This window comes from Massilia rhizosphaerae, assembly GCF_016093545.1.
GTDB lineage: Bacteria > Pseudomonadota > Gammaproteobacteria > Burkholderiales > Burkholderiaceae_D > Telluria > Telluria rhizosphaerae.
Window position 1 is genome coordinate 144,620 of the sequence record NZ_JADKYX010000010.1, and the last position, 19,249, is coordinate 163,868.

Annotated in this window: 15 protein-coding genes; 11 read left to right on the plus strand and 4 right to left on the minus strand. The window is 69.1% G+C overall.

The genetic code is table 11. The features are described 5' to 3' along the window. On the minus strand, window positions 1–1,008 hold the full coding sequence (locus ISF28_RS16280) for a DUF2156 domain-containing protein (protein ID WP_198118225.1): 1,008 nt from the start codon (window positions 1,006–1,008) through the stop codon (window positions 1–3). Between the two features lie 83 nt (window positions 1,009–1,091). Then, window positions 1,092–1,739 (minus strand): class I SAM-dependent methyltransferase, encoded by a 648-nt coding sequence (locus tag ISF28_RS16285; RefSeq protein ID WP_198118226.1) that lies wholly within the window; start codon window positions 1,737–1,739, stop codon window positions 1,092–1,094. Between the two features lie 294 nt (window positions 1,740–2,033). Between ISF28_RS16285 and ISF28_RS16290 the strand changes: the two genes are divergently transcribed. From ISF28_RS16290 to ISF28_RS16325, 8 genes are all read left to right on the plus strand, one after another. After that, entirely contained in the window at window positions 2,034–3,263 is a 1,230-nt protein-coding gene (locus ISF28_RS16290) for a BT3233 family polysaccharide utilization protein (RefSeq protein WP_229519128.1), read from the plus strand. A 2-nt stretch (window positions 3,264–3,265) separates the two neighbouring features. Further along, window positions 3,266–5,968, plus strand: a complete 2,703-nt coding sequence (locus tag ISF28_RS16295; RefSeq protein ID WP_198118227.1) for an exo-rhamnogalacturonan lyase family protein — start codon at window positions 3,266–3,268, stop codon at window positions 5,966–5,968. 134 nt (window positions 5,969–6,102) lie between these two features. Next, window positions 6,103–7,398, plus strand: a complete 1,296-nt coding sequence (locus ISF28_RS16300) for a right-handed parallel beta-helix repeat-containing protein (protein ID WP_229519129.1) — start codon at window positions 6,103–6,105, stop codon at window positions 7,396–7,398. A 22-nt stretch (window positions 7,399–7,420) separates the two neighbouring features. Further along, window positions 7,421–8,704, plus strand: coding sequence for a rhamnogalacturonan acetylesterase (locus ISF28_RS16305; protein ID WP_229519130.1), 1,284 nt, complete (start codon window positions 7,421–7,423; stop codon window positions 8,702–8,704). Next, on the plus strand, window positions 8,701–9,669 hold the full coding sequence (locus ISF28_RS16310) for a glycoside hydrolase family 43 protein (RefSeq protein WP_198118229.1): 969 nt from the start codon (window positions 8,701–8,703) through the stop codon (window positions 9,667–9,669). Before ISF28_RS16305 ends, ISF28_RS16310 begins: the two co-directional genes overlap by 4 nt. Window positions 9,670–9,791: 122 nt before the next feature. Continuing rightward, the gene (locus ISF28_RS16315; RefSeq protein ID WP_370663447.1) at window positions 9,792–10,223 is read left to right on the plus strand and encodes a YsnF/AvaK domain-containing protein; all 432 of its coding nucleotides are present in this window, start codon (window positions 9,792–9,794) and stop codon (window positions 10,221–10,223) included. A gap of 20 nt (window positions 10,224–10,243) precedes the next feature. Beyond that, window positions 10,244–11,437, plus strand: coding sequence for a YsnF/AvaK domain-containing protein (locus tag ISF28_RS16320; protein ID WP_198118230.1), 1,194 nt, complete (start codon window positions 10,244–10,246; stop codon window positions 11,435–11,437). Window positions 11,438–11,482: 45 nt separating this feature from the next. Next, a complete protein-coding gene (locus tag ISF28_RS16325) occupies window positions 11,483–12,820 on the plus strand; it encodes a GMC family oxidoreductase N-terminal domain-containing protein (protein ID WP_198118231.1) in 1,338 nt (445 codons plus the stop codon). Here the strand turns inward: ISF28_RS16325 and ISF28_RS16330 are convergent. Continuing rightward, window positions 12,783–14,981, minus strand: coding sequence for a glycoside hydrolase family 3 C-terminal domain-containing protein (locus tag ISF28_RS16330; protein WP_198118232.1), 2,199 nt, complete (start codon window positions 14,979–14,981; stop codon window positions 12,783–12,785). The genes ISF28_RS16325 and ISF28_RS16330 overlap by 38 nt on opposite strands. A 164-nt stretch (window positions 14,982–15,145) precedes the next feature. Here ISF28_RS16330 and ISF28_RS16335 point away from each other — a divergent pair, with 164 nt between their 5' ends. Next, window positions 15,146–16,621 carry a tryptophan halogenase family protein gene (locus ISF28_RS16335; RefSeq protein WP_198118233.1) on the plus strand — a complete coding sequence of 492 codons (1,476 nt, stop codon included), beginning with the start codon at window positions 15,146–15,148 and terminating at the stop codon, window positions 16,619–16,621. 336 nt (window positions 16,622–16,957) lie between these two features. Next, on the plus strand, window positions 16,958–18,313 hold the full coding sequence (locus ISF28_RS16340) for an NCS2 family permease (RefSeq protein WP_370663450.1): 1,356 nt from the start codon (window positions 16,958–16,960) through the stop codon (window positions 18,311–18,313). Here the strand turns inward: ISF28_RS16340 and ISF28_RS16345 are convergent, their stop codons facing one another. Further along, the gene (locus tag ISF28_RS16345; RefSeq protein ID WP_198118235.1) at window positions 18,314–18,694 is read right to left on the minus strand and encodes a nuclear transport factor 2 family protein; all 381 of its coding nucleotides are present in this window, start codon (window positions 18,692–18,694) and stop codon (window positions 18,314–18,316) included. A 142-nt stretch (window positions 18,695–18,836) separates the two neighbouring features. Here ISF28_RS16345 and ISF28_RS16350 point away from each other — a divergent pair, with 142 nt between their 5' ends. Further along, window positions 18,837–19,214 carry a hypothetical protein gene (locus ISF28_RS16350; protein WP_229519131.1) on the plus strand — a complete coding sequence of 126 codons (378 nt, stop codon included), beginning with the start codon at window positions 18,837–18,839 and terminating at the stop codon, window positions 19,212–19,214. Window positions 19,215–19,249: the final 35 nt, after the last annotated feature.

Consider the following 19,249-nt stretch of genomic DNA (forward strand, 5'->3'; position numbering starts at 1 on the left):
TCAGATGATCCGCGTCAGGCGGAACATGGCCGTCATCGCGAGGGCCGGAAGCGCACGCCGGTGGCAGCAATACGTCTTCTCGACCTGCCCCTGGAAGCGCGACTTGGCGAATTCCAGCCCCTTGAAGTTGTACAGGAAGTCCATCCGCTCGCGGATCACGGACAGCGTGGCGCGCAGCACGCGCGACTCCTGCGGTTCGACCTCCGCGGCCAGCATCAGCGGCGTCAGGCCGAGGGCGACGAACGGCACGCCTTCTTCCTGGAAGCGCGCGAGCGCGTGCGCCATCAGCGCGTACCACAGGCCCTGGCGGAAGTTGGCGGACGAGCGCGAGATGTTCGGCACGTAGCCGGCCAGGCGGCCGTCGCGGTAGATCGGATCGAAGAACACGAAGCCGACGGCCTCGCCGTCGCGATAGGCGTAGAAATAGCGCGTGCCTTCGCGGTAGTCGACGATCATCGGCCGGATCAGGAAGCGGATCTCGTTGTTCTTGCAGCGCCGTGTGCGGATCCACGCTTCGGAAATACGGCGCACGTCGTGGTCGAAGCCGCCCTCGCGGATCTCGATGCCGTCCAGCCGCGCGCCGTTGATGGCGGTGCGGATCACCTGCTTGCGGGCGCCGCGCAGCGACCAGCCGGCGAGGTCGATGCGCGCCTCGCTGCCGAACTGCGTGCCGTAATAACCGTGGCGGGCGTGCAGGTGGTCGACGACCTGCTTTCCCACCTGGACGAAGATGGCGTCCGGATGGCGGTCGAGGAAGGCGTCGAGCATCGCGTTCGCAAGGTGCGGCGGGCACACGGGTTCGCCCAGCGCGAACCGCATGCCCCAGTATTTCGCGTACGCGATGTAGCCGGCGCCGGGCACCTCGAAGTACGACATCCCCGGCTGCATGGTGCAGAACGACAGCGCGTGGCTGCCGGACTGGCGCAGGCAGGCGGCGCGCCTGGCCGTATCGTGATGGGACAGGTCGGCGGCGATGCGCCGCTCCAGCGCGGCGGCTTGTTGGCTCATGTGGGCTCCGGTTGGATTCGATGGACGTGCGCGCCCGCGCGGCCCGGCGCGGCCGCGGCGATGCTGCGCGTCGGAACGGCGTCTCAGGCCGGCTTGCGGCCCAGGACGGACCAGTAGCAGTCGAGCAGCAGCAGCTTGTAGTGCTTCTGTTCGCTGACCTGGAGGCCGAACTTCCTCATCCACGCCGGATAGTCGTAGATGTTGTGGAAGGCGTTTCCGGCGAATAGCCAGAAGAAGCCGACGGCCCCGTACCAGTACAGGGTCTTGAACGCGCGGCTGAACACATTCCCGGTCGGGAACGAGAAATCGCCGACGACGATGTGCGCGCCCGGGCGGCCCAGGCGGATCAGGTGCGCCAGCACGCGCAGCATCATGTCCTGGTCGAACACGTTCAGGAAGAAGTTCGCGACCACCATGTCGTACTGCTCGAACTCCTCGACGAGCATGATGTCGCTGTGCACCTGGCGGATGCGCACGACGACGCCTTCGCGCTCGAGGTTCGCCTGGAATTTCTTCAGCATCGTGGCCGACAGGTCGACCACCGTGACGTCGGCGCCGAGGCGCGCCGCATGGACCGCGTCGCGGCCGTGGCCGACGCCGGCGAACAGCACCCGGTCGCCCGGCCGCAGCTTGTCCAGCATCGCGACCTTGCAGCGATGGATCGATTTGCCGCTGTAGAAAGCGCTGAGCCAGTCGTAGATCGGCCCTACGAGCTTGTACTTGTCTTTCATGTCTCCCCTTCCGGTCTTTCCGACCTTCGTGTTATCTCCTCTTGGCCCGCGTCCACGTTGCATGAACGGCAAGCACCATTAGAGTAATGGAAAGCGCCTGCCCGCCAGCGTGCGGCGCCTTGTCCCTGCGAGCCAAAACACTGGCTTTGCGGGTCACACCGTCAATACGATCCGCTCAACGCGCTGACTAAATGCCGCGCGCCGCCGCCCGTTCGTTGACACCCGCGCCGCTCCCGCTCGATACTCGGCGGGTAACATCCCGCGATCCCTCAACCGCCGCAACCCGAACGAACGATGAACCTTCCCATGCACCTCCGCCTGTCGCTGTTCGCCCTCGCCGCCGCCACGGCCACCGCCGCCACCGCCGCCGAGCGCCTGACCATCACCGTCACCCAGGACCTGTCCATCGCGCGCCCTTCCGAGACCATTACCGTGCCGTGGAAGAGCGTCAACGACGCGCTGCCGCATGCCGGCGTCCAGCACATCGTCGTCAGGGACGCGGCCGGGCACGTGCTGCCGTACCAGGTGACGAACGTGGCGCCGGAGGCGAAGGACCCGCAGCGCATCGGCGTGGCCTACGGCGAATTGCTGTTCCAGCACGACTTCGCGCCCGGCGAAAAGCGCGCCACGTTCACCGTCGAGAAGCTTGATGCCGTCGTGCCGCCGTTCCCGGCCAAGGTCTCGGCCCGCATCGTGCCCGAGCGCCTGGACGACTTCGCGTGGGAAAACGACAAGATCGCGCACCGCACCTACGGCCCCGCCCTCGCCGCCCCGGCGCCGGCCGGCTCCGACAAGGAAGTGCTCAAGACGAGCGGCCTGGATATCTGGTTCAAGCGCGTGCCCTATCCGATCGTCGACCGCTGGTACAACGTCGGCCACGACCACTACCACCACGACGAGGGCGAAGGCCTCGACATGTACAACGTCGGCACCACGCTGGGCGCCGGCGGCACGGGCATCTGGTCCGGCGGGAAGCTCTGGTCGGGCATCAACTTCACGCACTGGAAGGTCCTGGCCAATGGCCCACTGCGCGCCATCTTCGAGCTGACGTACGACGGCTGGGACGCCGCCGGCACGCAAGTCGCCGAGGTCAAGCGCTTCACGGTGGACGCGGGCCACTACTTCGACCGCATCGACAGCACGTTCACGTTCGCCGGCGGCCGTCCGCTGACGGTGGCCGTGGGCCTGAACAAGGAACCGGCCGACAAGGGCGAGGACGCCAAGTCCACGCTCACCGAGGACAAGGCGTCGAAAGCCCTCGTGCAATGGGTCGCGCAAAAGACCATGGGCGACTTCGGCGTCGCCGTGATCGTGCCGGCCGCCGGCACGCCGGCCTACGGCGCGGATGCCCGCAACGCGTTCATGCTGGCCCCGGCCACGTCCGGCCGACCGCTGCGCTACTACGTCGGCGCCGCGTGGACGCGCGCCGGCGAGATCACGTCCGCGCAGCAGTGGAAACGCTACGTTGCCGACGAGGCGGCGCGTGTCGCGTCGCCCGTGCACGTCAGCCTGTCCACGCGCTGACGATGGACGGCGCCACACGGGGTTTCACGCGCCGCGACTTCTTCCGCGCCACGACACTGGCGGCCGCGCTGCCGCTGGGCCATCCTTCAGCTGCCGCCCCCGCCGCACCGTCTGCCGCCACCGCGCCGGCCGACGGCGCCGACGTGTCCTGGCTGGAAGGCCGCCCGGACGGCAGCGCCGGCGCCACGTTCGGCGTGCCGTGGCCGCGCGGCGCGTTCCCCAAGGACCAGCCGTTCGCCGTCGAGGGCGCGTCCGGCGACGTGCCGGCGCAAACCTGGCCGCTCGCGTTCTGGCCGGACGGTTCGCTGAAATGGACGGCCCATGCGCTGGGCAGCGATGCCCATCCGGACGCCGCCCTGCGCGTGCGCCCGGGCACGTCGCGCGCCCGCGCCCAGCACCACGTCACCGTGCGGCGCGGGCCCGACGGCGTCGTCGCCGTGGACACGGGCGTGATCGAATGCGCCGTGCCGCCGCGCGGGCCCGTGCTCGTGCGGACCATTCGCCGCGCGGGAGGCGACATCGCGCGCGACGTGCGCCTCGTCGCGCTGTGCGACGACGCGCCGGAAGGCAGCACGCGCCGCGCCGAATTCCAGAGCGACGTCGAACGCGTGACGGTGGAGCAGGAAGGCTTGGTGCGCAGCGTCGTCAAGGTGGAAGGCCGGCACCGCAACCGGGAGCGCGGCTGGCTGCCGTTCACCGTCCGCCTGTATTTTTACGCCGGCGCCGAATCCGTGCGCATCATGCACACCTTCGTCTTCGACGGCGACGAGCACCGGGATTTCGTGCGCGGCATCGGTCTTTCGTTCGACGTGCCCATGCGCGACGAACTCCACGACCGCCACGTGCGCTTCGCCGGCGAGAACGGTGGCCTGTGGGCGGAAGGCGTGCGCAACCTGACGGGCCTGCGGCGCGATCCCGGCGCCGACGTGCGTCGCGCCCAGCTGGCGGGCGAGCGCTGCCCGCCCGCGTCGGACCGGGTACGCCCGCTGCTGCACCTCGTGCCGGCGTGGGGCGACGTGTCGCTGTCCCAGCTTTCCGCCGACGGCTTCCGCATCCGCAAGCGCACCAAGGCCGGCTGCGGGTGGATCGAGGCCGCATGGGGCCGGCGCGCGCCGGGCTGCGGTTATGTGGGCGGCGTCTCGGGCGGCGTCGCGTTCGGCCTGCGCGACTTCTGGCAGCGCCACCCGACGCAGCTGGACATCCGCGACGCCCACACGGACACCGCGCGCGCCACGGTCTGGATGTGGTCCCCGGACGCGCCCGCGATGGACCTGCGCTTCTACCACGACGGCATGGGCATGGCCACCCATGCGCAGGAATTGCAGGGTCTCGACATCACGTACGAGGACTACGAAAAGGGCTTCGGCACGCCGGTGGGCGTCGCGCGCAGCAGCGAGATCACCTTGTGGGCGTTCGAGGCGACGCCGCCGCGCGAGCACCTCGTGCGCATCGCGCAAGCGGTGCAGACCCCGCCGCAGCTGGTGCCCGCGCCCGCGCACATGCTGGCGACCGAGGTGTTCGGGACGCTGTGGTCGCTGCCCGACCGGACCACGCCCGCCCGCGCCGCCATCGAGGACCAGCTGGACGCCCGCTTCGCGTTCTACCGCAACGAGGTCGAACAGCGCCATTGGTACGGGTTCTGGGACTACGGCGACATCCGCCACACCTACGACGCCGACCGCCACGAGTGGCGCTACGACGTGGGCGGCTTCGCCTGGGACAATTCGGAACTGTCGCCCGACCTGTGGCTGTGGTACTCGTTCCTGCGCACCGGCCGCGCCGACGTCTTCCGCATGGGCGAGGCGATGGAGCGCCACACGAGCGAGGTCGATACCTATCATGCCGGCCGCTTCGCCGGCCTCGGTTCGCGCCACAACGTGCAGCACTGGGGCTGCAGCGCCAAGCAGGTGCGCATCAGCACGGCCGTCTACAAGCGTTTCTACTACTACCTGACGGGCGACGAGCGCATCGGCGACATCCTGCGCGAAGTGCTGGAGGCGGACCGCAAGCTGGACGCCGTGGACCCGGTGCGCAAGCTGGCGAACCAGCCGCCCAAGGGCCCGTATCCGGCGCGAATCAGCTTCGGCACGGACTGGGCATCGCTCGTCGCGAACTGGCTCACGGAATGGGAGCGCAGCGGCAGCACGCATTACCGCGACAAGATCCTGACCGGCATGCGCGACATCGCCGCCATGCCGCACGGCTTCTTCAACGGCGACCGCATGGGCTACGAGCCGGACACCGGCCACCTGCACAATATGATCGGCAACGGCGTGAAGGCGCTGCACCTGAACGCCGTGTTCGGCGCCGTCGAGATCTTCGACGAATTGATCCGCCTGACGGGCGACCGGGCGTTCGAGGCGGCGTGGCTGGATTACTGCGAGCTGTTCAACGCGCCCGAGGACGAACAGCGCCGGCGCCTCGGCAAGCCGCACGGCGCCACGCACGCGCTGTACGTGGGCCACTCGCGCCTGACCGCATACGCCGCCTGGAAGCGGCACGACCCCGCGCTGGCCCGCCGCGCCTGGCGCGAGTTCGCCGGCGAGCACGCGCCGCGGCCGTTCCGCACGGTCCACGTGGCGGGGCCGGACGTCCTGAACCCCGTCGACGAAGTCCCGTGGGCCAGCACCAACGAGACGGCGCAATGGGGACTGGCCGCCATCCAGAACCTGGCGCTGATCGGCGCCGCACTGCCCCGCACTTGAAACCTGTTCCAGTAGGGTGGGGTGATTGATGCCGGCGGCATCAATCACGTGCCCACCATGCGTTCGTGGACCGGCTTGCGTTTGGTGGGCACAGAGGTGCCCACCCTACTGGCATACTCTGTTAGGAGAATAGTTTGCGTCCCTGCTCTTTCATCGCTGCGGCCTTCCTGGCCGTTCCCGCCAGCGCGGCGACCTATTACGTGGCCCCCACCGGGAGCGACACGGCCGCCGGCACCTTGGGCGCGCCGTGGCAGTCGTTCGCCCACGCGCAGGCCGTCGCGCAGCCCGGCGACACCGTGTATTTCCGCGGCGGCCGCTACGTCTACACGCATGCGACGGCGGCCTGCGCATCGCGCCGCGCGGCCGTCGCCGCCATCGTCCTCGACAAGAGCGGCACGGAGGCGCAGCCGATCCGCTACTGGGCGTATCCGGGCGAGACGCCCGTGTTCGATTTCGCCGCGATGAAGGACGATTGCCGCATCAAGGGCATCGAAGTCGTCGCCGACTGGATCCGCCTGAAAGGCCTGGAGATCACCGGTGCGCCGCAGCAGCCGGACAATCGGCTGAACCACGAATCGTGGGGCGTGTGGATCAAGGCGAACCACGACGTGTTCGAGCAACTGAACCTGCACCACAACATGGGACCCGGGCTGTTCATCAAGGACGGCGGCTGGAACCTCGTGCTGAACAGCGATTCGCACCACAACTACGACCCGTACACGTCGAACGGCGCGGGCCAGAGCGCGGACGGCTTCGGCGCCCACGTCAGCGCCGGCCACCCGGGCAACGTGTTCCGCGGCTGCCGCGCGTGGGCGAACTCGGACGACGGCTTCGACCTGATCAACGCCTACTCCCCGGTGACGATCGAGTCTTCGTGGGCCTGGCAGCAAGGCTATCTGCCCGGCACGCACACGCCGCTGGCCGCGGGCAACGGCAACGGCATCAAGGCGGGCGGCTACAGCGGCAGGTACGTGCCGAACGGCGTCGAGCACGTCGTGCGCTTTTCCGTCGCCTTCGACAACAAGGTGTCCGGCTTCTATGCGAACCACCACCCGCTGGCGCTGGACTTCACCGGCAACACGGCGTTCGGCAATGCCGTCGACTTCAACATGCTGGGCATCGCGCCGGACGGCAGTCCGGTCTACCTGGGCCGGCTGCGCAACAACCTCGCCTACCCGTCGGCGGCCAAGGTCAAGATCGGCGCCAGCGACAGCGCGGCCAATTCCTGGGACCTGGGCCTGGCGCTCTCTCCGGCGGACTTCGACAGCGTGGCGGCCGCCGGCTGGGACGCCCCCCGCAAGCCGGACGGCAGCCTGCCCGACGTCCCCATGTTCCACCCCAGCGCGGCCAGCGCCGTCGTCGACAAGGGCGTCGACATTGGGCTACCCTACCGGGGCAAGGCGCCGGACCTGGGCGCGTTCGAGCGCTGAACCTCCATCGACCATGAGACACATGAATCCATCCTTCCGCGGCGCCGCCGGCGCCCTCCTCCTTGCCGCCTGCGCGGCCCAGGCCCACGCGGCCGGCGCGTGGCAATTCGCTTTCGGTCCCGGCAAGGCGCCGGCCGGCTACACGCAGGTCGACACCGACTACACGCCCGCGCGCGGCTACGGCTTCGAGCCGGGCGGCCGGCCGGACGGCGTCCATCCTTATTACTTTTCCGTCGATCTCCCGGACGGCAATTACGCGGTGACCGTCACGCTGGGCGACGACAAGGCGGCCGCCACGACGACTGTGAAAGCGGAACTGCGCCGCCTGATGCTGGAAAACGTCGGCACCCGGCCGGGCGAGACGATCACGAAGACCTTCGACGTCAACGTGCGCACGCCCGCGATCGCGGCGGCGAACGGCATCGCGGCCGGGCAGGTAAAACTGAAGGCGCCGCGCGAGACGGTCACGGAAGCGTGGGCCTGGGACCGGCGCCTGACCCTGGAAATCAACGGCGCGCACCCGGCCGTGCGCACGATCGCGATCGCACCCGTCGACGTACCGACGTTGTTCCTGCTGGGCGATTCGACTGTCTGCGACCAGCCGGCGGAACCCTACGACAGCTGGGGCCAGATGCTGCCGCGCTTCTTCAAGCCCGGCATCGCCGTCGCCAACCACGGCGAATCCGGAGAGACTTACCGCGACTCGCTCGCGCGCCGCCGCCTCGACAAGATCCTCAGCGTGATGAAGCCGGGCGACACGGTCGTCATGCAGTTCGGCCACAACGACCAGAAGCAGATCAAGACCGGCAAGGGCGGCCCGTTCACGACCTACAAGGCGGAGATCAAGGCCCACGTGGACGCCATCCGTGCGCACGGCGGACTGCCCGTGATCGTGTCGCCGATGGAGCGCCGCGGCTTCGACGCGAACGGCCACGTCATCCCGTCATTGAAGGATTACGCGGAGGCCGCGCGCCAGTCCGCGCGCGAACTGGACGTGCCGTTCGTCGACCTGAACACGATGAGCAAGGCGTTCTACGAAGCGCTCGGGCCGGAAGGGTCGAAGGCCGCGTTCGCGCTGCCGGCGCCGGGCCGGCTGGACAACACGCACCACGACAATTACGGCGCCTACGAACTGGCCAAGGCCGTCGTGCTGGGCCTCGCGCAGGCGCGCGTGCCGGCGGCGCGGTTCATCGTCGACGGCTTCACGTTCGACCCCGCGCATCCCGATCCGGTCGCGGCCTTCGCCGTGGCGGCGAGCCCGCACCATACCGAACAACGCCCGCTGGGCGACGAGGCGCACAAATGAAGCGGCGCGCGGCATTGGCCGCCATCGCCGCCGGCGCGCTGGCCGGCTGCGCGACCGTCGCGCCGTCCCGCGACGCGTACGTGTTCGCCTACTTCATCGGCAACGGCGAGGACGGCCTGCACCTGGCCGGCAGCCGCGACGGCTACCATTGGGAAGCGTTGAACGGCGGCCGCAGCTTCCTCGCGCCCGAAGTCGGCAAGGCGAAACTGATGCGCGACCCATGCATCCTGCGCGGCCCGGACGGCATCTACCGCATGGTGTGGACGAGCGGCTGGAACGAAGGCGGCATCGGCTACGCGTCCTCGCCCGACCTCGTGCACTGGTCGCCCCAGCGCGAACTGCCCGTGATGGCGCACGAGCCGACCGCACTCAACGCATGGGCGCCGGAAATCGCGTGGGACGAGAAGCGCGGCGAATACCTGATCTTCTGGTCGTCGACGATCCCCGGCCGCTTCCCGCAATCCGACGCGGCCGGCGACGCCGCAGGCACGAACAAATACAACCACCGCATCTACGCGACGACGACGCGCGACTTCGCGACCTTCACGCCCACGCGCCTGTTCTACGACCCCGGCTTTTCCGTCATCGACGCGACCTTCGTGCGCACGACGCGGGGCGACTGGCTGCTCGTGAAGGACGAGACGCGCCACCCGCCGCGCAAATACCTGCAGCTGGCGCGGGCGGCCAGCCTGCAGGGCCCGTTCGCGCCGCTGGGCGCCCCGATCACGCCTGCCGGGCTGTGGACGGAAGGTCCGACGGCGCTGCAGGTGGGCGACGACGTCATCGTGTACTACGACGCCTACATGACGAAACACTACGGCGCGCTGCGTTCGCGCGATCTCGTGCATTGGGAAGACGTGACCGCCAGCATGCATTTCCCCGATGAAGGCACGGCGCGGCGCATGCGGCACGGCACGGCGCTGCGGGTGTCCGCGGGAATCCTCGACGCGTTGCCACGACGGTAATCGAGGGAAGCTGCTTGTAAGAGCCAGACTACAGCCTCGTTTGAGCGCGGGCAACGGTGCGCGGGAAGCTTGACAGTTGGAGTAACCTCGGTCGCTCCACGTCGTGATCCCGGAGGCGAACCGTGTCAATTGACCCATCACAACTCAATCAGGAGAACGAGGAACTGTTCAAGATCCCCGTTGTCCGCGAGGAGGCGTGGGTCGAGAAACGGATCGTCGACTCGGGGCGCGGCGTACGCATCCACAAGACCGTCGCCGAACACCCCTGCCGGATCGACGAAAGCCTGATGCACGACGACGTCCAGGTCAACCACGTGCCGGTGGACCGCATCGTCCCGCTGGACCAGGCGCCCGCGACCCGCTACGAAGGGGATACGCTCGTGGTCCCGATCCTTGAAGAAGTGCTGGTCGTCGAACGGCGCCTGCGCATCAAGGAAGAGCTCCACATCACCCGCACCCGCCGCGAGGAACGCCACGTCGACACCGTCATGCTCAAGTCCGAGCAGGTCGGCGTGGAGCGCTTCGACGAGCACGGCGACACATCAACCACGTGACAATCACTGGAGGACGCATCATGCAACATACCCTAGTCGCGGTTTTCGACAACCGCAGCGATGCCCAGAACGCGCTGGACGAACTGCTGGCGTCAGGCTTCACACGCGAGAACGTCAACGTGTCCAGCGCCGACCTGTCCGGCACCACCGCCGGCACAATCGCCGGCACGACCACCGACACGACGACCCGCACCACCCATGAGGAAGGCGTCGGCGCCTCGATCAAGCACTTCTTCGAGAACCTGTTCGGCACCGACCACGACGAACACGCCATCCGCTATTCGAACGCCGTCACGGCCGGCCAGCACGTGCTGACCCTGACGACCGACTCCGAGCCCGAGGTCGAGCGCGCGGCCGACCTGATCGAGCGCTTCGGCCCCATCGACATCGACGAGCGCCACGACCTGACGGGCAATGCCGCCACGCTGGGCGCGGGCGCCTACCAGCCGTCCACGTCGCAGGCGACGGCGGGCACGATGCAGTCCGGGACGCAAAGCGGCAGCATGTCGGGCAACCTGTCCGACACGCGCGCCGACCTGCGCACCGATTCGCTGCAGCGCGACACGGCCGTCGACAGGACCATCGACAAGACCGGCAAGGCCGCGATCCCCGTCCTGCAGGAAGAGGTCCGGATCGGCAAGCGCGTGGTCGAACGGGGCGGCGTGCGCGTGTTCTCGCGCGTCGTCGAGACGCCCGTGAACGAAACGGTGGCGCTGCGCGAGGAACACGTCAGCGTGGAACGCCACCCGGTCGACCAGCCGGTCAATCCGGCCGATGCCGCCGCGTTCAAGGACAAGACGATCGAGCTGCGCGAAACGGCCGAGGAAGCCGTCGTGCAGAAGTCCGCCCGCGTGGTGGAGGAAGTCGTCGTCGGCAAGGAAGTCAGCCAGCGCCAGCAAAACGTCAAGGACACGGTGCGCCACACGGAAGTCGAGGTCCAGCCGCTGCAGGGCACGGCCGACGACGACGCGTACTACCGCCAGGACTGGCAGACGAATTACGCACGCCTGGGCGGCACCTACGACGACTACGCGCCGGCCTACCGCTACGGCTACGAGATGCGCCGCAACGCCCGCTACCAGGGCCGCGACTGGGACGACGTCGAGTCCGACCTGCGCAGCGACTGGGATACGCGCTACGGCGACAGGGGCACCTCGACGTGGGAGCGCATGAAGGCGGCCGTGCGCTCGGGATGGGACCGCATGACGTCCTGACGCAAGCGTTGCCTGCGGGGCGGGCGTGAGCGGTACAATGCGCCCATGTCCGCCCCCACCTCTTCCTTCGACGCCGTCGTGGCCGGCACCGGCCCCGGCGGCGCCAGCGTCGCCCGCGAACTCGCGCGGGCCGGCGCGCGCGTGCTGATGCTGGAAGCCGGCGACGCCGCGCCGCTGGCCGGCACGCTCGCGCAGATGGCCGCCATGGCCGCCGTCCCCGGCAAGGGGGCGTTCCTGCACCGCGACCTGTCGCTGCTCGTGCGCGCGCTGACGACGGGCGGCACCTCCACCATCAATTTTGCCACTGCTGCCGCACCGCCGGCGCCCATGTTCGCGGCGCACGGGATCGACCTCGCGCCCGCGCTGGCGGCCTGGCGTGCGGAATTGCCGATGGCACCGCTGCCCGACGGCCTCGTCGGCCCGATGGCCGCGCGCATCATGGCGGCGGCGCAGGCCCGCGGCCTCCCTTGGCGCAAGCTGGACAAGATGATCCGGCCGGCCAGCTGCCGCACCGGCTGCTGGCGCTGCGTCTACGGCTGCCCGTTCGGCGCCAAGTGGACGGCGCGCGAACTCGTCGACGACGCCCGCGCCCACGGCGCGCAGCTAGTGACGGACGCGCGCGTGACGCGCGTGCTGGTGGAAGGCGGACGGGCGGTGGGCGTCGAGGCCATCGTCGCCGGCCGCGCGCAGGCGTTCCGCGCGGGCCGCGTCGTGCTGGCGGCCGGCGGCATCGGCAGTCCCCGCATCCTGCGCGCGTCCGGGCTGCTGGCGGGGCCGGTCCCGTTCTTCAGCGATCCCGTCGTCGCCGTGATGGGCACCGTCGACGCCATCGAAGGGGGCGGCGCGGAAGTGCCGATGGCGGCCGGCATGAGCGACCCGCAGGCCGGCATCACGCTGTCCGACCTCACGCTGCCCCGCCCCATGTACCAGGCGTTCGCGGCGCAGGCGGGCCGCGTCGACCGGCTGTTCGCGCACGCCCGCACGCTCACGATCATGGTCAAGATCCGCGACGAGATCGGCGGCGACGTCGGTCCGCGCTGGGTCGACAAGACGCTGCATCCGGCCGACCGCCGCCGCCTCGCGGACGGCACCGCGATCGCGCGCGGCATCCTGGAACAGGCGGGCGCACGCCGCATCTTCGCCAGCCACCACTTCGCCGCCCATCCCGGCGGCACGGTGCGCATCGGCCGCGCGCTGGACGCCGACCTGCGCACGGCCGTCCCCGGCCTGTACGTGTGCGACGCGTCGGCGCTCCCGGAACCGTGGGGCCTGCCGCCGACGCTCACCCTGCTGTGCCTGGGCTGGCGCCTCGGCCGTCACCTGGCCGGCGCGCCCGGCCACGCGCTCAGTGCGGACGCACCGGCAGCGTCGCCGTCAGCTTGATGTCCGCGGACGATTCGCCGACCATCAGCGTCACGGGCACGGGTTCGACGTCGAAGCGCTTGGCCTGGGTGTTCCAGTAGGCGAGCCGCTTGGCGGCGAGCGGGATGTGCACGGTGCGCTTCTCGCCCGGCTTCAGGTGCACGCGCTGGAATCCGACGAGTGCCTCGCGCGGGCGTGCCACCCGCGACTTGGGCCACGCCGCGTACAGCTCGACGACGCTGTCGCCCGCGACCTTGCCCGTATTGGCGACGTCGACGTCGACCGTCACGCTGCCGTCCGCCGCCAGCGCCGGCGCGCTCGTGCGCAGCTTCGCGTACTTGAACGTCGTGTACGACAGGCCGTGCCCGAACGGGAACAGCGGCTGGCCCTTGAAATACATGTACGTGCGGCCGTGGCGGATGTCGTAGTCCATCATCGGCGGCAACTGAGACTCTGCCGCCGGCCACGTCTCGACCAGCTTGCCGCCCGGGTTGTAGTCGCCGAACAGCACTTGCGCCAGCGCCGTGCCCTGGTCCTGCGACGCGTGCGCCATCTGCACGATCGCGGGCACGTGTTCCTTGGCCCAGTTGATCGTGAACGGGAAGCTCGACACCAGCACCATCACCGTATGCGGGTTGGCGGCCAGCACCTGCTTGACGAGACCTTCCTGCGCCAGCGCCAGCGACTCGCGGTCGCGCCCCTCGCGGCCGTCGCCCGGGTCGGCGCAGGGCTTGGTGCCGGCATCCGTCCACTCGTGCGCCATGTTCGGGCCGCACGTCGGGTCGTTGCCGACGACGACGATGGCCACGTCGGCCTCGCGCGCCGCCTTCACGGCCGCGCCGTTCGCGTTGTCGAACGCGTAGTCGACCTGCACGTCCGGGCCCACGGCGGCCTTGATGCCGGCCAGCGCCGTCACCTTGTGCGGCGGGACGCCGCCATACCAGTCCCAGTGCACGCTGTCCGCGTGGGGGCCGATCACGGCGATGCGCTTGATACCCTTCTTCGCGAGCGGCAGCGCGTGGCCGTCGTTCTTCATCAGCACGATGGATTCCAGCGCCATGCGCAGCGACACCGCCTGGTGCGCCGCGCCGTCCCACGGCGCCGGGCCGTCCTTGATGGCGGCATACGGGTTGCCGGCCGGCGGGTCGATCAATCCCAGCTTGATCGTCGTGCGGAACTTGCGGGCCAGCGCCTCGTCCAGGTCGGCGACGGTGATGGTGCCGTCCTTCAGTGCGGCGTGCAGCTCGTCCCGGTATTTGTCGAGGTACTGGTTGACGCCGGCCTTCAGGGCCGCGACGGCCGCTTCCTTCTGGTTCGGATACCGTTTATACAGTTTCACCAGCGTACTGATGGCGCCGCCGTCGCTCGAGATCACGTCCGCGCCCCACTGCTTGATCACGATGCTGCGCAGCACCGGGTTCACGTCCATCGGCGTCCCGTTCCAGGCGTTGTACGACGCCATCAGGGCGCGCGCCCCGCCCTCCTGGAACGCCATGCGGAACGGGGCCGCATAGTATTCGTGGAACAGGCGCTCGTCGAAATTGGACGACGAGTTGCCGCGCCCGTTCTCGTTGCTGTTGGCGAGGAAGTGCTTCAGCAGCGCGGCGCCGCGCCAGTATTTCGGGTCGTCGCCCTGGATGCCGCGCGCGAACGCGGTGGCCATCGTCCCGACGAGGAACGGGTCTTCGCCGTACACCTCTTCGCTGCGGCCCCAGCGCGGGTCGCGCGCAAGATCCGCCTGCGGGCCCCATTGCATCAGCATCGGATGCTTGTACCGGGTGCTTTGCGTGATGTAGCGCGCCTCCGTCGACTGCACGGCGCCGGCCTGGCGCACGAGGTCCGGGTCCCAGGTCGCGCCCATGCCGGGCGGCTGCGGGAATTGCGTCGTCGTGATCGGCTCGCGCTGGCGCTTGGATTCGCCGCGCTGGACGAGGCCGTGGATGCCCTCGGTGGCGCCGAAGCTGAGGATGCCGAGGCGCGGCACGCCGGAATCCGGCGACAGCGCGGCGATCTTTTCGTCGGGCGTCATCAGCGAGAGGATGTTGGCGATGCGCTGCTGCGGGGCCAGGTGCGGGTCCTGGAACGGGTACGTGGCCGCCCCCGCCGGCACGGCGGCCGCGAAACACAGGGCGAGCGCCAGGGCCGCAGTCCGCGTCGGATGCGTCGGGATGTTCGTCTGCATGGTGTCTCCTTCGATAACGTTTTTGTTAGCGCGAACATCGACATGATAACCCAGCGTTGAAACCGTTTTCACAACATTCCGTGAAAACTTGCTGTCCGGCGCTAAAAGTTTCTTGCGCGCCGCAAACGCGTCTGTACAATCGCTGTGCATATGGAGGAGACAGCATGACTTACGAACGCATCGTGGTCCTGGGCGGCGGCACGGCCGGCTGGATGACCGCGGCCGCCCTCGCCACGGGGCTGAGAAACACGGTGGTGGAACTGGTGGAATCGGAAGAGATCGCCACGGTCGGCGTCGGCGAAGCCACGTTCCCATCGATCCGCGCCTATCACCAGATCCTCGGCATCTCCGAAGCCGACTTCCTGCGCGCCACCAACGGCACGTTCAAGCTGGGCATCAAGTTCCGCGACTGGCGCGTGCGCGGCGAGGACTACTATCACACCTTCGGCAACTTCGGCCAGCTGGACGGCTCCGACGCCCTGTGGGGCCAGTACCGCCGCCACGTGAACGCGGGCCTGGGATCGTTCGGCGAACAATGCCTGCCCACCGTGATGGCGATGCACGACCGCTTCTGCGCGCCCGGCCAGGACGCCGCGGCCTTCAACTACGCCTACCACTTCGACGCCAACCTGTATGCCCGCTTCCTGCGCGACCTCGCGATGGCGCGCGGCGTACGCCGCACGGAGGGCAAGGTCGTCGACGTGACGCGCAAGGCCGACGGCGGCGTGGCGGCGCTCAAGCTGGACGGCGGCCGCGACGTCAAGGCCGACCTGTTCATCGATTGCTCCGGTTTCGCCTCGCTGCTGCTGGGCCGCACCTTGGAAGAGCCGTTCGTCGACTTTTCGCGCTGGCTGCCGGTCGACCGCGCGTGGGCCTGCCCATCCGCGCCCGTCGGCGAGGACCTGACGCCCTACACCCGCGCGACGGCGCTGACGGCCGGCTGGGCGTGGCGCATTCCGCTGCAGGACCGCATCGGCAACGGCCACGTGTTTTCCACCCGCTTCATCGACGAGGACGCGGCGCGCGAGGAACTGCTGCGCCAGATGGACGGCGAGCCGCTGGCCGAGCCGCGCCTGCTGCGTTTCACGACGGGCCACCGCGCCCGCTTCTGGTCGCACAACGTCGTCGGCATCGGCCTGTCGACGGGCTTCCTGGAACCGCTCGAATCGACCAGCATCTACCTCGTGCAGGCCGGCATCGGCCGCCTGATGCCGCTGCTGCAGCGGGGCGGCGCGGTCCCGCCGGCGGCCGTCGAGGACTACAACACGGGCCTCGTGCGCCAGTTCGAGCGCATCCGCGACTTCATCCTGATGCACTACTGCCTGACGGCCCGGCGCGACACGCCGTTCTGGAACGCGATGGCGGAAGTGGAGCTGCCGGAGACGCTGGCGTACAAGCTGCACGCCTGGCGCCAGACGGGCGCACTGGTCCAGTACGACGAGGAAGGATTCGACGGCCACAGCTGGCTCGCGATCCACGCCGGCATGCAGCACTGGCCGCAGCGCACCGATCCGACGCAGACGCAGATTCCCGTCGAGAAGTCGCTCGAATGGGTGCGCGAGCGCGAGCGCCAGCTCGCAGCCGCCGTCGCGCCGCTGCCCACGCACCAGGCCTATCTGGCGCACGTGCTGGGCGCTTAATCGGCGGCCAGGCCTTCCAGGCGCGCGCACGGCAGACCAGCCGTCGCCCCCCGCATCCGGCGCGCCCTTCTTCCCGGGGCGCGCCCCTCCCCGCCCCGGACGCTGAGCCGTCCGCGCGGCTCCGCACTTGCGAAAAATGCCATCGTCGACAAAGGCAATACGGTTTTCCTTATAGTGGTTATTCACAACTCGCATGACCTGCTGCCGGCCATCGGCTCTAAGCTTCCAGTCTCATAACGACGAGACACCCCGGCGACGCGCCCGCGCGGCGCGTCGATGGGCCATAACACAGGAGCAGACGCCATGTCCCAGCCTCAAATCCAGCGCGTAGCACGCGTGGATGCCTTCACGTCGAGCCAGCCCGCCGGCGGCAAAATCGACCACTACTTCCAGATCTCGGCGCGCGGCAGCACGCAGCGGCGCGAAGTCGTCGCCGGCGTCACGACCTTCCTGGCCATGGTGTATTCCGTGTTCGTCGTGCCGGGCATGCTGGGCCAGGCCGGCTTCGACGTCAGCGCCGTATTCGTCGCCGTATGCCTGACCGCGGCATTCGGTTCGCTGCTGATGGGCCTGTGGGCGCGGCTGCCGATCGCCGTCGGCTGCGCCATCTCGCTGACCGCCTTCACCGCCTTCGGTCTCGTGCTCGGCAAGGGACTCAGCCCCGCCGTCGCGCTGGGCGCCGTGTTCCTGATGGGCGTGATCTTCACGGCGATTTCCGTGACGGGCGTGCGCTCGTGGATCCTGCAGAACCTGCCGTCCGGCGTCGCGCACGGCACCGGCGTGGGCATCGGCCTGTTCCTGCTGATGATCGCGTCCAGCGACGTCGGCCTCGTCGTCAAGAACGCCGGCGCCGGCCTGCCGGTGGCGCTGGGCCACGTCACCGCGTTCCCGGTGGTGATGAGCATCGTCGGGCTGGCCGCCATCTTCGGCCTGGAACAGCGCAAGGTGCCGGGCGGGATCCTGCTGGTGGTGATCGCGATTTCCGTCTTCGGCCTGGCGTTCGACCCCAAGGTGCACTTCACCGGCGTGTTCGCGTGGCCGCAGCTCAGCAGCCCGGGCCACGCGTCGCTGATCGGCGCGATGGACGTCAAGGGCGCGTTGAGCATGGCCGTGCTGCCCAGCGTGCTGGCGCTCGTGATGACCGCCGTGTTCGACGCCACCGGCACCATCCGCGCCGTCGCGGCCCAAGCCGGCCAGGTCGACGCGAAGGGCTATATCCACAACGGCGGCAAGGCGCTGACGGCCGATTCGCTGAGTTCCATCTTCTCCAGCCTCGTGGGCGGCGCGCCCGCCGCGGCCTACATCGAATCCGGCGTCGGCACCGCCGCCGGCGCCAAGACCGGCCTGACCGCCGTCGTCGTCGGACTGCTGTTCCTCGGCCTGATCTTCTTCTCGCCGCTGGCCGGCCTGGTGCCGTCGTACGCCACCGCGCCGGCGCTGATGTACGTCGGCCTGCTGTTGCTGAGCAGCGTCGCGCACATGAAGATGGACGACAAGCTGGATGCGCTGGCCGGCCTGGTGTGCGCCGTGTTCATCCTGCTGACCTGCAATATCGTCACCGGCATCATGCTGGGCTTCTGCACCCTCGTGATCGGCCGCCTGCTGGCCGGCGAATGGCGCAAGCTGAACTTCGGCACCGTCAGCATCGCCGTCGCGCTGGCCGTGTTCTACGCGGGCGGCTGGGCCATCTGATCAGAACATCCCGTCCCGGTTCGCCATCGGGACGGGCGCCGGCTGGGCGATGTCCCACATCTCGGCGATGCGGCCCGCCTCGAAACGCAGGATGTGGACGATCGCCAGTTCCACGCCTCCCTCTTCCATGACGGCGCGCGAATGCACGGCCACCAGCGGGCCTTCGGCGATCGCGCGTTGCACCTCGAACACCATGTGCGGGAACCGTGCCGCGTTTTCCTTCATCGCAGCCTGCAGCGACGCGCTGTCCGCCGCGAAATGGGGATTGTGGTGCCGGAAACCCGGCGCCGCGTAGCGCGCGAACGCGTCGTCGACCTTCCCGCAAGCGGTCAACCGCAGGAAGTCGATTGCCGTTTCTTTCAGTGTGATCGTGTCGCTCATGGCGGTCTCCTTGTCGTATGCCGTCCGGAATCGTGCCACCACCGGGGCGCCGGGACAAGGGGCGGGCCGTCCCGACCGTATCGTACGCCGGGTCTTGACGAAATTGTGTAATCTAAGTGACAACTTCCCACAGGAGAACATCATGAAAGCCACCACCATTTCGAGCATCATGCTTGCCGTCGCCGTGCTGGTGACCGGTTGCCACAAGGCCGAGGACAAGGACGGCATGGGTCCGGCCCAATCCGCCGGCAAGGCCATCGACGACGCGGGCGCCAAGGCCGCCGCCGAGTCGAAGGAAGCCGCCGCCAACGCCAACGCCGCCGCCGAACAGGCGGGCGAGAATGCCAAGGTCGCGGCCGACCGCGCCGGCGACAAGGTGCAGCAGGCAGGCGCCGAGGTGCGCCAGGAATCGCACGAAGCGGCGCAGGACGTGAAGGAAGGCGCGAAGGACGCGACGGCCGCCACGGGCCGCGGCCTGGAACGCGCCGGCGAGAAAATGCAGAACGCGGCAGGCAAGTAACGAACGGGACCGGGGCCACGCGTCGGAGAAGGTAT

What these genes read in the sequence shown, in the direction of transcription:
- ISF28_RS16280 (WP_198118225.1), bottom strand. Translation starts at nt 1,008, where the DNA reads ATGAGCCAACAAGCCGCCGCGCTGGAGCGGCGCATCGCCGCCGACCTG.
- ISF28_RS16285 (WP_198118226.1), bottom strand. Translation starts at nt 1,739, where the DNA reads ATGAAAGACAAGTACAAGCTCGTAGGGCCGATCTACGACTGGCTCAGC.
- ISF28_RS16290 (WP_229519128.1), top strand. Translation starts at nt 2,034, where the DNA reads ATGAACCTTCCCATGCACCTCCGCCTGTCGCTGTTCGCCCTCGCCGCC.
- ISF28_RS16295 (WP_198118227.1), top strand. Translation starts at nt 3,266, where the DNA reads ATGGACGGCGCCACACGGGGTTTCACGCGCCGCGACTTCTTCCGCGCC.
- ISF28_RS16305 (WP_229519130.1), top strand. Translation starts at nt 7,421, where the DNA reads ATGAATCCATCCTTCCGCGGCGCCGCCGGCGCCCTCCTCCTTGCCGCC.
- ISF28_RS16310 (WP_198118229.1), top strand. Translation starts at nt 8,701, where the DNA reads ATGAAGCGGCGCGCGGCATTGGCCGCCATCGCCGCCGGCGCGCTGGCC.
- ISF28_RS16320 (WP_198118230.1), top strand. Translation starts at nt 10,244, where the DNA reads ATGCAACATACCCTAGTCGCGGTTTTCGACAACCGCAGCGATGCCCAG.
- ISF28_RS16325 (WP_198118231.1), top strand. Translation starts at nt 11,483, where the DNA reads ATGTCCGCCCCCACCTCTTCCTTCGACGCCGTCGTGGCCGGCACCGGC.
- ISF28_RS16330 (WP_198118232.1), bottom strand. Translation starts at nt 14,981, where the DNA reads ATGCAGACGAACATCCCGACGCATCCGACGCGGACTGCGGCCCTGGCG.
- ISF28_RS16335 (WP_198118233.1), top strand. Translation starts at nt 15,146, where the DNA reads ATGACTTACGAACGCATCGTGGTCCTGGGCGGCGGCACGGCCGGCTGG.
- ISF28_RS16345 (WP_198118235.1), bottom strand. Translation starts at nt 18,694, where the DNA reads ATGAGCGACACGATCACACTGAAAGAAACGGCAATCGACTTCCTGCGG.
- ISF28_RS16350 (WP_229519131.1), top strand. Translation starts at nt 18,837, where the DNA reads ATGAAAGCCACCACCATTTCGAGCATCATGCTTGCCGTCGCCGTGCTG.